Below are 18148 nucleotides of genomic sequence, written 5' to 3'. Positions count from 1 at the left end.
CCCGTTCACCAGGTGCCGTCGTCGCGGACCCGGGCGGGGGCGCGGCCGAGCAGCAGGGTGGTGAGGGCGGCGTCGATGTCGGGGCCGAGGAACCACTCGCCGGCCTGATCGAGCGCGAAGATCCGCCCGTGCTCGTCGACGGCGATGATGCTGTCACCGCGCTCGGTTCCGAGCGGAAACAGGCGCGCGCCCAGCACCGAGCCGAAATCCGCGAGCGTGTCGGCGGTGTGGGCCAGGTCCCAGGGGCGGATGCCGAACCGGGAGATCCACACCTGTTCACCGGGACCCTGGCGACGGGTTTCCAGACCAGGAAAGGCGGTAAGGGTCGGCATCACGGCAGGGAAGACGGCGTGGCCCTGGCGACTGCCGCTGACCGCCCGGACGTCCCGGACCGCCGCTTCGGCCAACACCTGGTCGCCGAAGTGAGGACGCCAACCCGCTTCCACGAGCGCATTCGCGACCTCGGCCGGGAACCGCCCGGGATCCGGGTCGACCTCAGGCCGGGACCGCCATTCCTCGGCGTAGGCGAGGGCCGGCCACGGTAGTGCGGTGAACGCCACCAGGAAATTCACGCAGGAGTCACACGGCACCTTCGCGGGGCCGGCCGCAGGGTCGCCCGACTCACGGATCCGGAAGAACTCGATCCGGCTGCGGCCGAGGATCGCCTTCGTCTCGTCCAGAGTCAGTCGAGGCAGGCCCTCGGCCGCGCGCCGGTGATCCTCTTCGTGCAGGACGTCCGAGACGACGACCATCTCGGCGTGCCGCTCACCGCCGCGGACCAGGTGGCCGGGTGGCAGTTCGTCCAGGTAGGACCGCACCAGCCGGTGATGGTGCAGCTCCACGTCGCCCTTGACGCCCTGCGCGACGTGCAGGCGGCCGTCGACGGTGAGGTGTGCGGCGGCTCCGGGCGTGGGCAGCCGGGTGATCTCCCGGAGGAGTTGGCTGGCCGGGTCCACGGTGCGGGGCGCCCGCGGAGCCGCCGGCCGGCGCTGGCGGAACATCTCCTCCACGGCGGAGGCCGGCACCCGTGGCCAGGTCGACACCTCGCCGGTCTCCTTGTCGATGACCGTGGTGGGCAGATCGCCGGGGAGGGCCCGAGCATCGGGGGCCACAGTGGACGTGACCAGGTAGCCCAGCTCGAACTCGTCAACCACCGGCGTGCACGGGAATCCCAGTCGCTCGGAGTCCCGTTGCGCCCAGACGGCGGCGAGTTGCTCGGCCTGCTGTCGTTCGATCACAGCCTGAAGTTACCGGACCCCACGGATTCCGTGGCGCCCGGTATGGTCGGCCCTACTGACGGTGACGGAAGGGGGCGGCGGTGGCCGAGAGCGCGGACCGGGACGCGAACCGCGCGCTACGTGCGCGGTTCGACGAGGTGTACGGCCAGTACCAGCGACTTCGGTCCGGTTTGGACGAACTCCAGACCAGGCTCGCCGAGCTGCGGGTGACCGAGCGCTCCGACGACGGCCAGGTGACCGCTGTCGTCGGGGCGCGCGGCGAGCTGATCAGCGTCGAGGTCGCCCCGTCGGTGTTCCACGACCGGGATGCCAGGGCGCTGAGCCGGAAGATCACCGACACCGTGCTGCGGGCGTCCGCGTCCGCGGTCACCGCCACCCGTGAACTGGTCGCCGGATTCCTCCCGCCCGGCTCGCCGTCGGTGGAGTTCCTGCGTACGCATGATTTCGGCGCCCTGCTGGGCCGTGCGGACGCCGTCCTGTCCCGCGGAGAGTGACGGCGGTGGCCGACGGGCAGATCTGGCTGGACCCGGACCGGGCCCGACGCGGCGGCGCCGACCTGGCCCTGGCCGGGAAGGCGGTGGCCGCCTCCCGGCGGGAGGCGGGCGACTCCATCGCGGCGGCGAGCGCGCAGCGGCCATGGGGTCGGGACGACATCGGCGCCGCCTTCGACAAGCACTACCAGGGCTACGCGGAGACCCTGCTGCGGGCGTGGGAGATCCTCGGCCGCTCGCTCGAAGGGCTGGGCAGCGACGTGGTGCGTTCCGTCGTCGCCACCGTGGAGACCGATCTGACCAACGCTCGCCAACTCGGCGAGATCCCGCACCAGCAGCACAACCCCCACCGGCCCTGGCGCTGACCACCGGAGGATCCGCGCGTGAGCATGCTGCCCAGCCCGATCCCGCACCCGCTCGACTACTGCCCCTGGGACGTGCCCGGTTGGATCTACGAGGCGCTGGACTGGGTCGTCGGCGTCGAATGGCCGGAGGGCGACGAACGCGCCGTCTGGAACCTGGCCGACCAGTGGTACGGCGTCGCCGACGTCCTGGCCGGCCCACGGAACGACGCCACCACCGCCGCGGGCGAGGTCCGCAGCGGATATGGCGGCGTCGGGCTCGTGGCGCAGGCGTTCGACGTGGCCTGGGGCAAGGTCGCCGAGGGCGAGGACGCGCCCCTGCACGTGCTCGTGGCGGCCACCGGGGAGCTGGGCCGGCTGGTCGACTCGTGCGGCTGCGACATCGAGGGCGCCAAGCTGGAAGCCTGGATCGAGCTGGGCATCCTGGTCGTCGAGCTGCTCTCGCTCGCGGTGGCCACCGTGCTGACCATGGGCGCCGCGTCGCCGGCGGCCGGCGCCGCGATCACGGCCACCCGGGTCGCCGTGCAGCAGATCTTCAAGCGGCTGGTGGCCCAGCTGGCCCGCAAGGCGGTGAAGGAAGGGCTGAAGGAGGCCGGCGAACGGGCCGCCAAGGAGGTCGTCAAGAGCGGTGCCCGCGGGCTCGCCCGCCGGGCCGTGCTCGCCGGACTGGTCGAGGCGGGGCAGGAGGCCGGCACCAGCCTGGCGACGCAGGCGTACCAGAACTCCACCGGCCGCCGGGACGGCCTGGACCTGACCGACGTGGGCATGTCGGGGCTCGGTGGCTTCGCCGGTGGCGCGGCGGCGCCGCTGGCCGGCCTCGGGCGGCACGCGCACGGGCGGTTCGCCGAGATCGGTGAGCGCTTCGGGCGGGAGATGGCCGGCGAGACCCTGGCCGAGAGCGCCGCGGGGCTCGCCACGGGTCAGGACCTGTCGCTGGAGGACCTGGCCCGGGCCGCGGCCTCGGGCGCCAGCGGCTCCGCCACGGGACAGGCCGACAGCGCCCTGCACCACCGGCTCGACGAGAAGTTGGCCGGACTTCCCACACAGCCGCTGGACCTGGGGCTCGCACCGTCCGGCGTCGTCCCCTCCCAGCGAGCACCGGAACCGGCGCCGCTGCTCGGGGATTCCGTCCTCGGACCGGTGCCTCAACCTGTGGCGGCGGATTCCCCCTCGGCGCTGAACCCTTTGTCACCGCTCGCCGGCGACCGGCCGGCTCCGGGGAATCTCCCGTCTGTGGACGTGGGCCAGGCCGCGGAGGGGGTGGGCGATTCCCCACCTCACGGGTTGGATGCGGAAGTGGCGATCAGCCATCCGAGCGTGGAGGTGACGACGAGCTCGGCGCCGGCCACAGCGAGCCCCACGCTCTCGTCCGTGGCCGTCGAGGCGCCGATCGCCGGCTCACCCGTCACCGGCGCCACCGAGCCGAGGCATGGTCCGGTCAACGCTCCGGCGGCCGTCGACATCGGCGCACCGAATCAGGTGACGCCGGCGCAGGCGGCCGCGACGGTCGTGAACTCCCAGGACACCGCTGCTCCCCAACCGAAGGGGCCGGTGTCGGTGCCGCCGGACCGCTCGACGCTCGGTGCCGCAAGCTCGCCCGGAACGGCGGCCGGTCCACCGCCGCATTCGCACGTCGCGCCGGCCCCCGGTCCGGTGACCGCGCCGTCGGCCCCGTTGCCGGACGCCCGCCCCGCGCCGAGTCCCCGATTTCCGCTGTTGGAGACGCTTGCCCCGCAGCGACCCGCGGCTGATCCGTCGACCCTTCCCGGCCCCTTCGGGCCGCTGCCACCGCCGCATCCACGCAGTCAGGGCGATCAGGCGGCGCGGTTGGCAGCCGGCCGGGAAACCCTGGAGAGACTTCGCTACGAACGCGGTTTTCAGGAACAACGGCAGTGGTACGAGGAAGGCCGGCGGCAGCAGGAGGCGGAATGGCTGCGTGCCCGAGCCGACCACTTCCACCGGGCAGCCGGCGAATACGGTGAGCGGGCGTTCCAGCTGCATCAGGCAGGCCATCAGCTACTCGCGCAGCGGTGGCAACAGGCCGCTCACGAGGCCAGCACGGAGGCCCACGAGCTGCGCGTGATGGCCGAACAGGTCCTCGCCGGCTCAGTAGCACCGATCGAGGTGACGGTCGAGGACGACCTCGACTTCTACCGGATCAATGACGACGTCGCCGACCTCGCGCCGGGCGCCGTGGACACGCCCGACCACTCGGCCCTCACCGGCAACGGTCACCCGCCACCCATCGACCGCTCCCGCCGGTACGGCGTGCGGGGCGCACTCCGGCCACCGCTCGCACTGCACCAGACCGACCTGGAGCGACAGATGCCGCGTAATCCCGACGGCAGTGTGGTGCGGACCGCCGATCCCCGCGAGGGCGGATGGTTCCAACTGGCGAACGACGGTGGACCCGCCGCCGACGCCACCCGGGGCATCAACTGCCTGGACTGCACGTTGTCGCTCTTCGAGACCTGGATGCACGGCCGGCCGCGGGTCTCCGCGCCGCGGACCTTCGACGGCTACCTCCAGGGGGACGTCCGCCAGCCGGTGGGCGGCGAGGCGGACGGACCGCGCCGCGTCGAGGAGGTCACCGGCGGCCGGTTCCAGAACCTGTGCCCTACAGCGCTGCCGGGCGTCCCCGATCCCGAGACGCGCGACATGATCGAGGACGGTTACCGCGACCTTCAGGCACAGCTGTTGGCGGGTGGCCACGGCAGCTACGCCTTCCTTATCACGGCCATCGAGGGCGGCGGCTCACACGCCTGGGTGGCGCTGAACCAGAACGGCACGGTCCTCTACCTCGACCCCCAGACGGGCCGGATAGGCAGGCATCCGCTCTACTCCCACAGCGGTATCCGGGGTCCGCACAACGTGGTGGGCATCGACGCGCTGGTGCTCGGCCCCGACGGTCACCCGATGCCGCTCGCCGACCGGCCGCCGGGCGACTACAACGTCCTGCCCGATCCGGTGGAACGACCGGCGCCACACCGACCCCTCGAACCGCCGCCGCCACCCGACGACGGGAATGTCCCGGACTTCAACCACGTCCACCTGCTCGGCGAATCCACCACCTTCCACCGACCCGACGGCACCTCGTTCCCCGGACGGGCTCCCGACGCGGAGTCGGAGGCGGTCCAGCTACGGAACGCGCATCGCGACGCCCACGCCGACCGGATCGCCGCCGGGCTGTACGTCCGGGACGCGCTGGCGGCGAGCGGAAGCCTGGACGAGGTCTTCGCCGCCGGGGTGACGCCGGTCGAGCTGGCGCAACACCTCGACTCGCCGGCGCTGCAACGGTTGGTGCCGGAGCTGGAGCCGGTCGCGGCCGACGACCTGACGCGGCTGCTCGCCGACCCGCGCGTCAGGCAGATGCTCGACCAGACCTGGGAGGCGCCGCCCCGGCGAGAGGAGTTGCTGGCCGAAACCCTGGTACGGCAGCTCGCGGAGCGACCCGACCTGGTCCGCATGATCCTGTCGACCCCGGAACTCGCCAACTCGCTGATCGCCCGCCCAGTCACCCTCCACCACCTGGCCAGCCACCAAGAGGCGATCGACGTGCTTGGCGACGTCCTGAACGACATCAACGAGTACGGGCCAGAAACGCTGATTACTGCCGATGACCCGATCCCTCATCCCACGCCCTTGACCGCTGAGCAGCTGCAGGTCACCGCTCAGGTGGCGGCCCGCAGGCAGGATCCCCGACAGCTCGGCTTCGATCAGGGGCGCCGGAACGATCCGGGCTACCTATCCTCATACCTGGAAAAACTCTATGCCGATGCCGCTGTGGCGCAGCAGGAGCTCAACCAAATCGCCCGCGAGATTTCGGTCGGCCGAGGAAGGCCCGGATGGCGAACTGCGCCCAAGAGCCGCGAACGGGTCCAGGACAAGCTCGTCGAGTATGAGAACGATGCCTCCCGCCTCAAGGACCTCGCCGGCGCTAAGGTGCAGTTCGACCGGCTGGAGGATGTCTATGGGGCGCTGTGCGAACTGGCTGGCGACCCAGGGGTGGTGATTCTTGATATCAAGGACCGGTTTACTTCCCCTCAGAGCAGCGGATACCGCGATGTGCTGTTGAATCTAAGCTTGTCGAACGGCCACGTTGGCGAGCTGCGGCTACACCTGGCCCCCGTCGACGGCGTGGCGGAGTGGGAGCATGCGCTGTACGAAGTCCGACGGGATCTGGAGGCGCTGGCGGAGGTGGGCGGGCGCCCGTTGACCAAGCTTGAGAAGGCGATCCGCGACGGCCTCCTGAGACGCGCGCAGGCCATCTATTGGAACGCATTGAGTGAGGGGCTCTAAGAGGTGCCGCAGCGATGACTCATGGGAGAGGTCTGGTCCTGCCGATGTTTTATAGCTACTACGACTCGCCACTGAAGCTGGTGGAGACGGAGGGGGGCGGAGTGGCGGGTTGGCGGTTGTCTCGGGACACTGGTGGCTGGCGGCCGGCTAACAACCTGATAGACAAGGTGCTATTCGTCGGAGGCGACGAGATTCATCGGATTGAGCGCGATGAGTTCGTATGGCTGACGGAGCAGGACCGAGGCCGCTACCTGCGAGGAGAGGGGCCAATCTTTGCCCTTTACGAGACGGTTCGGGGCATTGAGGACTCAATCCGCACCGAGCGTCGCTATCCGACGCCACGCGAGCAGGCGCTGATCAGAGGGATCCGGCGGCGGACGTTCGTGATGTTTGAGGAGCAACTCCAGCAGGCCGGCGACCCCGGTGCCGACCCCACCATCGCCACCACCGCCTCCTGACTCCCGCCCCAAAGTGCTTGTCGACCGGCCATCCAGGCGCGAGGGTCCGAGCATGTCTGACGCGCACCAGCACCGGGACCGGCGAGCTGTGACGGGCGGGGGAATGCCGTATCGGCAGCCGGCGGGCGTGGCGGAGGCGCTGCGCGTACAGGAGGAGCTGCGCTCCCGGGTCGACCTGGTCGGGCCGGGGCCTACGGCGCCCGCGACGGTGGCCGGGCTGGACGTGGCCTACGCCGAGAGCGGTGACCGACTGGCAGCGGCCGTCACGGTGCTGGACGCCGCGACCCTCGCCGTGGTGGACGAGGCGGTGGACGTGGGCCGGCCGGCGTTCGACTACGTGCCCGGGCTGTTCGCCTTCCGTGAGCTGCCGGCGCTCTTGGCGGCGCTGGAGCGGTTGACCGTCCGACCCGACCTGCTGGTCTGCGACGGGCACGGGCTGGCGCATCCGCGCCGGTTCGGGCTGGCCTGCCACCTGGGGCTGGTGACCGGACTGCCGGCGATCGGGGTGGGGAAGACGCCGCTGGTCGGGGTCTGGGACGAGCCGGCGCCGCAGCGGGGCGCCTGGACGCCGCTGCGCGACGGCGGTGAGGTGGTGGGCCGCGTGCTGCGGACGCGGGACGGGGTGAAGCCGGTCTTCGTCAGCGTCGGGCACCGGATGAGCCTGGACAACGCCGTCGACCGGGTGCTGGCGTTGACGCCCCGCTATCGGCTGCCGGAGACCACCAGGACAGCCGACCACCTCTGCCGCCGTGCCCTCGTCGACGCTGACCGCCGAGCCGCGACACCGGCCGGCAACGACGACCCGACCGCGAACGCCTGAGGGCCAGCCGCTGCACGAGCTGGCGCCGACCTGCGGGTGCGGCCCGGTGTGAATCTTGGAGAGTTGGCGTTGGTGGCGAAGGGTGACTGTCCAAGATCTTCGGCCGGTCCCGCCCGCGACCCGGCGAGCGAGCGCCGAATGTGATCATGCGGGCGGGCCGCGCCGCGGCGAGGATGGTGCAGGTGCCCCGGGGTGTCGCGGCACACATGCGGAGCGCTCAATGGGCGGGTACCTCTCCGACCCGGTAGTAACCTGACCGGCGGATCCCGTCGGGGTGGAAACGGTGAGGTGGAGATGTCGGTGAGGCGGCACGCGGCGCGGTGGGCCACGGTCGGCGTGATGCTGGGCGGCCTGGTGGCCGGCGCGGCGTCTCCGGCGCTGGCCGCCGAGGACCGGGTGGAGGTGCGCTCGGCGAGCAGCTTCACGGCCGGCGGTTCGGCGGGCACGGTGGCGGTCGAGGTGCGTAAGCGCACCGACGGCTGCGTACTTCTTCGGACCGCCCTCGGGCTGCGGCTCGACGGTTTGCGGGCGGACCAGGTCCAGGTGCAGGTGGCCATCGGTGGCCGGTGGGTGCCGGTGCCGGTCTCCGGTGGTGGTGGCGCGGTCGCCACCGCTCAGACGTCGCCCGCCAACGCGGCCCTGTGCAAGGGCAAGGGGATCACGGTCCGCTACCGGGTGGCCTTCCTGGCCGGCACGGCCGGCGGGCGGTTGGCTGTCGTCGGCGAGGCGAGCGCCGCGAACGGCCGGGTGCTCGGCCGGTCGGCCACCGCGGCCCGGGTGGTGGGCGCGGAGCGCACGGCCAGCCCCAGCCCGACGCCGTCCCGCAAGCCCTCGCCCACCCCGAGCGCCGTCGCGACCACGCCCGCCGAGGCCGACACCACCTCGTCGGTGGCCGCCGCGGCGCTCGACCCGGCGGCCGGCAGTCAAGCCGCCGAATCGTCCTCCGGAGGTTCCCCGATCATGTGGTTCGGCATCGCACTGGTGCTCGTCGGTGTCGCGCTGATCGTGCTGCTGGTCCGCCGCAACCGCGCGGAGAAGACGGACGGGCAGCCGGGCACCGGTCACCCGCCGGTCCCGCTGCCGCGTGGCACCACGACCTACCGCTCGGGGGCGCCCGCCGGTCAGGTGTACGGGCAGCAGCCGCCCGCCCCGGCGCCCCGCCCGGCCGGGAACGTCTACGGCGCCCCCGCGGCCACGGCCGACGGGCCGGACGGGGAGCCGCCGGCCGCCGCTGGCGGTGACGCCACCACCGTGCTGCCCCGCGTGCCCCGCTGAGCCGGAACCCGGCCGGTCGCCGGGGTTACGGTGACGATGGGTGACGGTGGCCATGCCGTGCCCGCCGGGTGCCGAGATGTGGCACGGTGCCCGCGCCGGTTCGCCGATAAGATCGCGTGCGCCGGACGGCACCGCCGACCGGTGAGACCGCATACGTGGAAGGAGCCGCGCCGTGGCCCTGGACCCGCAGTTGCTCGAGATTCTCGCCTGCCCGGACACGCACCACGCACCGCTCGACTACGACGCGCAGGCGCAGACGCTGACCTGCACCGAGTGCGGTCGGATCTTCGAGGTCCGGGACGACGTCCCGGTGCTGCTGCTCGACGAGGCGCGTGGCGGCCCCGCCGCTGACGACGCGCGCGGCGGCTCCGGGTCGTCGCGATGATGGAGGGTACGGCCGGGGTCAGCGGCCACCGGCACGCCGACGAGTCACTGCTGGACGATCCGGACCGGCTGGCCGAGCAGGACCCGGGCGGCATGCTGCGGTTCACCGCCTCCGCCGGCGCGCAGGTCCGGGAGTCGTCGGCGCTGGCCGCCGAGGCCAACCTGACGGTGCTCGCCGACGAGGGCCGCCCGCGCGCGGTGGTCATCGCGGGTATCGGCACCGCCGGGCGGACCGGGGATGTGCTGGCCACGGTCGCCGGGCCGCGCTGCCCGGTGCCGGTGATCCCGCACCGCAGCGCCGGCGTGCCGGGCTGGGTGGGCGCTGCGGACGTGGTCATCGCGGTGAGCGCCTCCGGTCGCAGCCCCGAGGCGCTGGGCGCCGCCGAGGCCGCGCACCGGCGGGGCGCCCGCCTGGTCGCCGTCGGCGCGCCGGACTCGCAGCTCCAGTCGGTTGCCGAGCGGGCCCGGGCGCCGTTCATCCCGGTGCCCCGGCGCGCCCCGGCCCGGGCCAGTCTCTGGGCACTCACCGTGCCGGTCCTGCTCGCCGCCCGTACGCTCGGGCTCGTGAAGGTCAACGAGGCGGACCTGGCCGAGACGGCGGCCCGGCTGGACGCCGACGCCGACCGGTGCCGGCCCACCGCAGAGTCCTTCGTCAACCCGGCGAAGTCGCTGGCCCTGGGCCTGTCCGGCTCGATCCCGATCGTCTGGGGCTCGTCGCCGCTGGCCACCGTGGCGGCGCGCCGGTTCGGTGACACGCTGTCCGCGAACGCCCGCTACCCGGTGGTCACCGGCGCGCTGGGCGAGGCCGGCCGGGGCCGGGTCGGTCTGCTCGACGGCGTCTTCGGCGGCTTGGTCGAGGGGGAGCGGGACATCTTCGCCGACCCCGACGAGACCGACGGCGACGCCACCCGCCTGCGGCTGGTGCTGCTGCGCGACGGCGGCCTCAACGCCGAGGACGACACCGACGAGCCGCTGGCGGTGGAGGAGCGCCGCGCGGACGCGGTGCAGACCCTCGCCGAGCGGCGCGGGGTGCGCTGCGACGTGGTCACCGCGGAGGGCGGGTCCGCGCTGGAGCGGCTCGCGTCGCTGATGGCGGTCCCGGACTTCGCCTCGGTCTACCTCGCCCTGGCACACGGACTGGACCCGATGGCCGTACCGGCCATCACCGAGATGAAGGAGCTGGCGAACCAGTGAGCACGTGCGGCATCGGGCGGGCAGAAGGGGCGGCGGCGTGAGCGCCAACGGTGGGACGAAGGCGATCATCGCCGCGCTGGCGGCCAACATCGGCATCGCCGTCACCAAGTTCGTCGCGTTCCTGCTGACCGGCTCCTCATCGATGCTGGCCGAGTCGATCCACTCGGTGGCTGACTCCGGCAACCAGGGCCTGCTGCTGCTGGGCGGCCGGCGGGCCAAGCGGGAGGCCACCCCGGAGCACCCGTTCGGCTACGGCCGGGAGCGCTACATCTACGCGTTCATCGTGGCGATCGTGCTGTTCAGCGTCGGTGGACTTTTCGCGCTGTACGAGGCGTACCACAAGGCGCAGCACCCGGAGCCGATCACGAGCTGGCAGTGGGTCCCCGTGGCCGTCCTGGTGATCGCCATCGGCATGGAGAGCTTCTCGTTCCGGACCGCCATCCAGGAGTCCAACCACATCCGGGGCAACCAGTCCTGGGTGCGGTTCATCCGCCGGGCCAAGGCCCCGGAGCTGCCGGTGGTGCTGCTGGAGGACTTCGGCGCGTTGATCGGTCTGGTCTTCGCGCTGTTCGGCGTGGGAATGACGCTGATCACCGGGAACGGCATGTGGGACGCGGCCGGCACCGCGATGATCGGCGTGCTGCTGGTGATCATCGCGATCACGCTGGCCATCGAGACGAAGAGCCTGCTGCTCGGTGAGGGCGCGGAGCGCCACGATCTGGCGAAGATCGCGCAAGCGGTGACCGAGGGGCCCGAGGTCGAGCGCATCATCCACATGAAGACGCTCTACCTGGGCCCGGAGGAGCTGATGGTGGCCGCGAAGATCGGGGTGACGGCCTGCGAGACGGCCGAGGAGGTGGCGCGGGGCATCAACGCCGTGGAGGCGCGGATCCGCGCCGCGGTGCCCATCGCCCGGGTCATCTACCTGGAGCCCGACATCTACAGCGCGGCGGCGGACCGGGCGGGCACCGGGCAGGCGGCCCACACGGCCGTCCCGCAGCCGGAGGCCGCCGCCGGCGGCGACGAGGCGGCCGGACGGCCCGGGAGCTGACCGTGGAGCTGTTGCAGGGCCGGATCCGGGACTACGCCTGGGGCTCCCGCACGGCGATCGCCGAGCTGCAGGGGCGGCCGGTGCCGAGCGCCGGGCCGGAGGCCGAGCTGTGGCTGGGCGCCCACCCGGGCGCACCGGCCACGGTGGACCGCGACGGCAACCCGGTCAGCCTCACCGAGCTGCTGGTCGGGGAGCCGGAGCACTGGCTGGGCGAGCGCCTGGTCGGCCGGTTCGGCACCCGGTTGCCGTTCCTGTTGAAGGTCCTGGCGGCGGACGCCCCGCTGAGCCTCCAGGCCCACCCGGACGCCGAGCAGGCCCGGGCCGGCTACGCCGCCGACACCGGCCGGGTCAACTACGTGGACCCGTACCACAAGCCGGAGCTGCTGGTCGCGCTCTCGGAGTTCGAGGCGCTCTGCGGGTTCCGGGACCCGGCCGAGTCGGCGGCGGCCATCGCGGCGTTCGGCGTACCCGCGCTGGAGCCCGTGGTGGCGGCGCTGCGGACCGGGCCGGAGGGGCTACGGGAGGCTGTACGCCTGCTGTTGAGCTGGCCGGAGGCGGAGCGTGCCGGGCTGGTGGCGGACGTGCTGGCGGCGGAGGCCGCCGGTCCGGACGCGGGGCTGGTCCGGGCGCTGGCGGTCGACTACCCGGCCGACCCGGGTGTGGTGGTGGCGTTGCTGCTGCACCACGTCCGGCTGGCGCCGGGCGAGGCGATCTGGATGCCGGCCGGCAACCTGCACGCCTATCTGCGGGGCACCGGCGTGGAGATCATGGCGGCCAGCGACAACGTGCTGCGCGGCGGGCTCACCCCGAAGCGGGTGGACGTGGACGAGTTGCTGCGGGTGCTGCGTTTCGAGGTGCTCGACGAGCCGGTGGTCCGGCCGGAGCAGGTGGCGCCCGGGGTGGTGACCTGGCTGGTGCCCGTGGACGACTTCGCGCTGCACCGGGTCGAGGTGACCGCCGGTCGTCCGGGGGCACGGCTGGACGTGCCCGGCCCGCGGGTGGTGCTGTGCCGCGCCGGGGAGGTCACCGTGGCCGACGGGGTGGGGACGGTCACCCTGGCGGCCGGCCAGGCGGCGATCGGCACCGCGGCCGGCGGTCCGCTCGTGCTCGGTGGGGCCGGCGTGGCGTTCGTCGCCACCTCCGGCCTGCGCTGACCGGAACACTGCGCGGTGGCTCAGCCTCGCCACAAGTCCGACTTTCCCGAAATGGCTTGACGCGACCCTGACCCGGTGTGACTCTATGGGTACGCAGCGTTGTCGCGACGAAGGTCCGGTAACGCGCGGGGGAACCAAACCGGGGGGATGCACGGGGCGGCCGGGCCGTGAGCGGAAAGTCCGTTCACGACCGACCGCCCCGTGCGCTGTCCGCCGACCGGGGCCGCCGCCCCGTCGGTCAACCGGGCACGGGAGAAGAAGTCCACGCGCGTAAGGTGGAAGGCTGCGCAGTCATCGTTCGACAGGAGCTTCCATGACCAGCACCCTCCCGGCGGCCCCCCGTGGCGCGTCGTCCGGAGCCCGGCCGAGCACCCTCGCCGAGGGCGACTACAAGGTGGCGGATCTGTCGCTCGCCGCGTTCGGGCGTAAGGAGATCCGGCTCGCCGAGCACGAGATGCCCGGCCTGATGGCGATCCGGCGCGAGTTCGCCGAGGCCCAGCCGCTCGCCGGCGCCCGCATCACCGGCTCGCTGCACATGACCATCCAGACCGCCGTCCTGATCGAGACCCTGGTCGCGCTCGGCGCGCAGGTCCGCTGGGCGTCCTGCAACATCTTCTCCACCCAGGACCACGCCGCCGCCGCGATCGTCGTTGGCCCGGACGGGACCCCCGAGGCCCCGGCCGGCGTCCCGGTCTACGCCTGGAAGGGCGAGAGCCTGGAGGAGTACTGGTGGTGCACCGAGCAGGTGCTCACCTGGCCCGACGGGCAGGGCCCTAACATGATCCTCGACGACGGCGGCGACGCCACCCTGCTCGTGCACAAGGGCGCCGAGTTCGAGAAGGCCGGCGTCGTGCCGCCGGTCGAGTCCGCCGACTCCGAGGAGTACGCGGTCATCCTCCAGCTGCTGCACCGCTCGCTCGCCGAGGACGGCCAGCGCTGGACCCGGATCGCCGCCGGCATCAAGGGCGTGACCGAGGAGACCACCACCGGCGTGCACCGGCTCTACGAGATGCACCGCGCCGGCACCCTGCTCTTCCCGGCCATCAACGTCAACGACTCGGTGACCAAGAGCAAGTTCGACAACAAGTACGGCTGCCGCCACTCGCTCATCGACGGCATCAACCGCGCCACCGACGTGCTGATCGGCGGCAAGATGGCGGTCGTCATGGGCTACGGCGACGTGGGCAAGGGCTGCGCCGAGTCGCTGCGCGGCCAGGGCGCCCGCGTCGTGGTGACCGAGGTCGACCCGATCTGCGCCCTCCAGGCGGCGATGGACGGCTACCAGGTGGCCACCCTCGACGACGTGGTCGAGCAGGCCGACATCTTCATCACCGCGACCGGCTGCTTCAACGTCATCACCCACGAGCAGATGGCCCGGATGAAGCACCAGGCCATCGTGGGCAACATCGGCCACTTCGACAACGAGATCGACATGGCCGGCCTGGCGAAGCGCTCCGACGTGACCCGCGAGAACATCAAGCCGCAGGTCGACGTGTGGCGCTTCGACGACGGCCACGCCATCATCGTGCTCTCCGAAGGCCGCCTGCTGAACCTGGGCAACGCCACCGGCCACCCGAGCTTTGTGATGTCGAACTCGTTCGCCAACCAGACCATCGCCCAGATCGAGCTCTACACCAAGACCGACGAGTACCCGGTCGGCGTGTACGTGCTCCCCAAGCACCTGGACGAGAAGGTCGCCCGCCTGCACCTGGGCGCGCTCGGCGCCAAGCTGAGCACCCTCACCAAGGAGCAGGCCGCCTACCTGGGTGTGTCCCCGGAGGGCCCGTTCAAGCCGGAGCACTACCGCTACTGAGTTCCGCACCCGGAGGGGACCGGGGTCGGCCGTCGCGCGGCCGTCCCGGTCCCCTTCGCGTACGGGTGGGGCCGAACGACCCTGGCGGGTGTGCCCGCCGCCGGGCGAAGGTGAGGTGACCAGGGCATGTGAGCATGCCGACGGGCGGGGTGACGTTCGGCCGATCGACTTGACTCGGTGCCCGATCAGGAGCAAGGTATGGCTGCCCTAAGTTAACTGAGGCGTGCCTAACCAAACACGGAGTACCGATGTTCGCCACCTACCTGATCGGCCTGCGCGAGGGCCTGGAAGCGACCCTCGTGGTCAGCATCCTGGTCGCCTTCCTCGTGAAGTCGAACCGCCGCAACCGGCTGCCGCAGGTCTGGGGCGGGGTCGGTACGGCCGTGGTTCTCTCGGTGCTCTTTGGCTGGCTTTTCGTCTACACCTCGACGTCGCTGCTCAAATCCTCCGGGTCGCGCGAACTCTTCGAGGCCGTTACCTCAGTGGTCGCCGTGGTCTTCGTGACCTGGATGATCTTCTGGATGCGCAAGGCCGCCCGGTCGATCGCCGGCGAGCTGCGGGGCAAGCTCACCGATGCGCTCGCCGTCGGATCCCTGGCGGTGGCCGGTATGGCCTTCCTCGCGGTGATCCGAGAGGGCTTGGAAACGGCCTTGATCTTCTACTCCGCTGCGCAGGGCGCAGCCGAAGGCGCGGGCGGCCCGCTGCTCGGACTGATCGGCGGCATCGCCACCGCCGTGGTAATCGGCTTCCTGCTCTACCGGAGTGCCGTGAAGATCAACCTCGGCAAGTTCTTCACCTGGACCGGCGCTCTGCTGATCCTGGTCGCCGCGGGCATCCTGAAGTACGGCGTGCACGACTTCCAGGAAGCCGGGGTTCTGCCCGGGCTGAACAACCACGCCTTTGACTTCAGCTCAATCGTGGACCCGGACGGGTGGCTCGGCTCGCTGCTCGGCGGCATGTTCAACATCACCCCCGCGCCCACGGTGCTGGAGACGATCGCCTGGGTGGCCTACGCGGTCCCGGTGCTCGTGCTTTTCCTGCGCAAGCCGGCCGCCCCGGCCCGGCCCGCCGCACCCGCCGCCCCCGAGGCTTCCACCGACACCGCGCCCCAGCGCGCCTGACCGGCCCGTTTCCGAGGAGACACCACCGATGCGTACCACTCGATTCGTCGTGCCCGCCGCCGCCGGGGTGCTCGCCGTCGCCGGGCTGGCCGGTTGCGGGGGCGGTGACGACTCCGACGCCAAGGCCGGCGGCCCGATCGCCGTCAAGGCCACCGACAGCGCCTGCGAGGTCGGCGTCACCGAGGTCGAGGCCGGGCAGGTGACCTTCAAGGTGACCAACTCCGGGTCCAAGGTCAACGAGTTCTACGTCTACGCCGCCGGCGACCGGGTGATGGGCGAGGTGGAGAACATCGCCCCCGGCCTGAGCCGCGAGCTCCACGTCGAGCTGCCCGCCGGCACGTACGAGACCGCCTGCAAGCCCGGCATGAGCGGCCGCGGCATCCGGGGCGCCCTCAAGGTCAGCGGCACGGCCGCGACCGTCGCGCCCGACGCCGCGCTCAGCCAGGCCACCGCCAGCTACCAGCGCTACGTGCAGAGCCAGACCGCCGCGCTGCTCACCAAGACCGAGGAGTTCGTGGCCGCGGTCAAGGCCAACGACGTCACCAAGGCCAAGGAGCTGTACCCGGTGGCCCGCACCTACTGGGAGCGGATCGAGCCGGTGGCGGAGAGCTTCGGCGACCTCGACCCGAAGATCGACGGCCGCGAGGAGGTCGTGGAGGAGGGCATGCCGTTCACCGGCTTCCACCGGATCGAGAAGGACCTGTGGACCACCGGCGACGTCAGCAAGGACGGCGGCATCGCCGACCAGCTCCTCGTCGACGTGAAGGCGATCGTGGCCAAGGCCAACGCCGAGAAGCTCACCGCGCTCCAGCTCGCCAACGGCGCCAAGGCGCTCCTCGACGAGGTCGCCAGCGGCAAGATCACCGGCGAGGAGGAGCGGTACTCGCACACCGACCTCTGGGACTTCAACGCCAACCTGGAGGGCTCGAAGGCGGCCATCGCCGCGCTGCGTCCCGCCCTGGAGCAGCGCTCGCCCGACCTGGTCAAGCAGCTCGACACCGAGTTCGCCACCGTCGAGGCCGCGCTCGGCAAGCACCGCGCCGGCGACGGCTGGAAGCTGCACACCCAGCTCAGCAAGGCCGAGCTCAAGGAACTCTCGGACAGCATCAACGCCCTGGCCGAGCCGATCAGCAAGGTTGCCGCGGTCGTCGCCCGATGACGACCGGGTCCGGAGGTGACGTGATGAGCGAGCCGAACACCGACGAGACGATCCGCGGGACCGGCGTGTCCCGGCGCCGGGCCATCACCCTGGCCGGAGCCGGCGTGGCCGGCGTCGCCGGGGTGGCGGTCGGCGCGGGCGCGCTGCTCGGCGGCGGGGACCAGGCGTCGGCCACCGAGACGGCGGCCGGCGCCGTCCCGTTCCACGGCGAGCACCAGGCCGGCATCGTCACCCCGGCCCAGGACCGGCTGCACTTCGTCGCGTTCGACGTGATCACCAAGGACCGGGCCCGGCTGGTCGCGCTGCTCCAGGAGTGGAGCGCCGCCGCGGCCCGGATGACCGCCGGCAAGGACGCCGGGCTGATCGGCGCGGTCGGCGGTGTGCCGGAAGCCCCGCCGGACGACACCGGCGAGGCGCTCGGGCTGCCCCCGTCGCAGCTCACCATCACCGTCGGCTTCGGACCGACGCTGTTCCGCGACGCCCAGGGCCGGGACCGCTTCGGCATCGCCGACAAGCGGCCCGCCGCCCTGGCCGACCTGCCGCACTTCGCCGGGGACGCGCTCAAGCCGGAACTGTCCGGCGGCGACATCTGCGTCCAGGCGTGCGCGAACGACCCGCAGGTGGCGGTGCACGCCATCCGCAACCTGGCCCGGATCGGCATGGGCGTGGTCAGCGTCCGCTGGTCCCAGCTCGGCTTCGGGCGTACCTCGTCGACGTCCCGGGGGCAGGCCACCCCGCGCAACCTGTTCGGCTTCAAGGACGGCACGGCCAACCTCAAGGCCGAGGACGCCGACCTGCTCCGCGAGCAGCTCTGGGCCCAGGCCGGCGACGGCCCCGCCTGGATGGCCGGCGGGTCCTACCTCGTCACCCGCAAGATCCGGATGCTGATCGAGACCTGGGACCGCAGCCCCCTGGCCGAGCAGGAGATGATCGTCGGCCGGACCAAGGGCAGCGGCGCGCCGCTCGGCAAGCGCGCCGAGTTCGACGAGCCGGACTTCGCCGCCAAGGGCGACGACGGCGAGCCGGTGATCGCCGAGACCTCGCACGTCCGGCTCGCCCACCCGGACCAGAACGACGGCGCCCGCCTGCTGCGCCGCGGCTACAACTTCGTGGACGGCTCGGACGGGCTGGGCCGGCTCGACGCCGGGCTCTTCTTCATCGCCTACCAGCGGGACCCGCGCAAGCAGTTCGTGCCGATCCAGACCCGGCTGGCCCGCAACGACGCCATGAACGAATACCTGCGGCACGTCTCCAGCGGCCTGTTCGCCTGCCCGCCCGGCGTCCGTGACGCCGCCGACTGGTGGGGCCGGGAACTGTTCTCCTGACCGG

General features: G+C 72.2%; 15 protein-coding genes. 14 read left to right on the top strand and 1 reads right to left on the bottom strand.

Annotated elements, in window-relative coordinates; translation table 11 throughout:
• Window positions 1–5: 5 nt before the first annotated feature.
• A complete protein-coding gene (locus tag FXF50_RS25930) occupies window positions 6–1238 on the bottom strand; it encodes an SUKH-3 domain-containing protein (RefSeq protein ID WP_148431557.1) in 1233 nt (410 codons plus the stop codon).
• A gap of 80 nt (window positions 1239–1318) precedes the next feature.
• Between FXF50_RS25930 and FXF50_RS25925 the strand changes: the two genes are divergently transcribed.
• From FXF50_RS25925 to efeB, 14 genes are all read left to right on the top strand, one after another.
• A complete protein-coding gene (locus FXF50_RS25925; RefSeq protein WP_148431556.1) occupies window positions 1319–1732 on the top strand; it encodes a YbaB/EbfC family nucleoid-associated protein in 414 nt (137 codons plus the stop codon).
• A gap of 5 nt (window positions 1733–1737) precedes the next feature.
• On the top strand, window positions 1738–2094 hold the full coding sequence (locus FXF50_RS25920) for a hypothetical protein (protein WP_148431555.1): 357 nt from the start codon (window positions 1738–1740) through the stop codon (window positions 2092–2094).
• A 24-nt stretch (window positions 2095–2118) separates the two neighbouring features.
• Entirely contained in the window at window positions 2119–6390 is a 4272-nt protein-coding gene (locus tag FXF50_RS25915; protein WP_255510195.1) for a toxin glutamine deamidase domain-containing protein, read from the top strand.
• 44 nt (window positions 6391–6434) lie between these two features.
• A complete protein-coding gene (locus FXF50_RS25910) occupies window positions 6435–6848 on the top strand; it encodes a hypothetical protein (RefSeq protein WP_255510192.1) in 414 nt (137 codons plus the stop codon).
• A 103-nt stretch (window positions 6849–6951) separates the two neighbouring features.
• Window positions 6952–7668, top strand: coding sequence for a deoxyribonuclease V (gene nfi / locus FXF50_RS25905; protein ID WP_187399824.1), 717 nt, complete (start codon window positions 6952–6954; stop codon window positions 7666–7668).
• A 294-nt stretch (window positions 7669–7962) separates the two neighbouring features.
• Entirely contained in the window at window positions 7963–8943 is a 981-nt protein-coding gene (locus tag FXF50_RS25900; RefSeq protein WP_148431551.1) for a hypothetical protein, read from the top strand.
• Window positions 8944–9115: 172 nt separating this feature from the next.
• A complete protein-coding gene (locus FXF50_RS25895) occupies window positions 9116–9328 on the top strand; it encodes a Trm112 family protein (RefSeq protein ID WP_091313552.1) in 213 nt (70 codons plus the stop codon).
• On the top strand, window positions 9325–10521 hold the full coding sequence (locus tag FXF50_RS25890) for an SIS domain-containing protein (protein ID WP_148431550.1): 1197 nt from the start codon (window positions 9325–9327) through the stop codon (window positions 10519–10521). Before FXF50_RS25895 ends, FXF50_RS25890 begins: the two co-directional genes overlap by 4 nt.
• Before the next feature lie 37 nt (window positions 10522–10558).
• Entirely contained in the window at window positions 10559–11572 is a 1014-nt protein-coding gene (locus tag FXF50_RS25885; protein WP_148431549.1) for a cation diffusion facilitator family transporter, read from the top strand.
• Between the two features lie 2 nt (window positions 11573–11574).
• Complete coding sequence (gene manA, locus FXF50_RS25880) at window positions 11575–12726, top strand: mannose-6-phosphate isomerase, class I (RefSeq protein WP_148431548.1); 1152 nt, start codon at window positions 11575–11577, stop codon at window positions 12724–12726.
• A 313-nt stretch (window positions 12727–13039) separates the two neighbouring features.
• The gene (gene ahcY, locus FXF50_RS25875) at window positions 13040–14539 is read left to right on the top strand and encodes an adenosylhomocysteinase (RefSeq protein ID WP_148431547.1); all 1500 of its coding nucleotides are present in this window, start codon (window positions 13040–13042) and stop codon (window positions 14537–14539) included.
• Between the two features lie 248 nt (window positions 14540–14787).
• Window positions 14788–15660, top strand: coding sequence for an iron uptake transporter permease EfeU (gene efeU, locus FXF50_RS25870; RefSeq protein ID WP_148431546.1), 873 nt, complete (start codon window positions 14788–14790; stop codon window positions 15658–15660).
• Window positions 15661–15688: 28 nt separating this feature from the next.
• Entirely contained in the window at window positions 15689–16819 is a 1131-nt protein-coding gene (efeO, locus tag FXF50_RS25865) for an iron uptake system protein EfeO (protein WP_148431545.1), read from the top strand.
• A gap of 23 nt (window positions 16820–16842) precedes the next feature.
• Window positions 16843–18144 carry an iron uptake transporter deferrochelatase/peroxidase subunit gene (efeB, locus tag FXF50_RS25860; RefSeq protein ID WP_370464155.1) on the top strand — a complete coding sequence of 434 codons (1302 nt, stop codon included), beginning with the start codon at window positions 16843–16845 and terminating at the stop codon, window positions 18142–18144.
• Window positions 18145–18148: the final 4 nt, after the last annotated feature.

Source organism: Micromonospora sp. AP08 (genome assembly GCF_008085935.1).
GTDB lineage: Bacteria > Actinomycetota > Actinomycetes > Mycobacteriales > Micromonosporaceae > Micromonospora > Micromonospora chersina.
The sequence above is the reverse complement of the archived record's forward strand: the minus strand, read 5'-3'. Positions and strand labels throughout refer to the sequence as shown.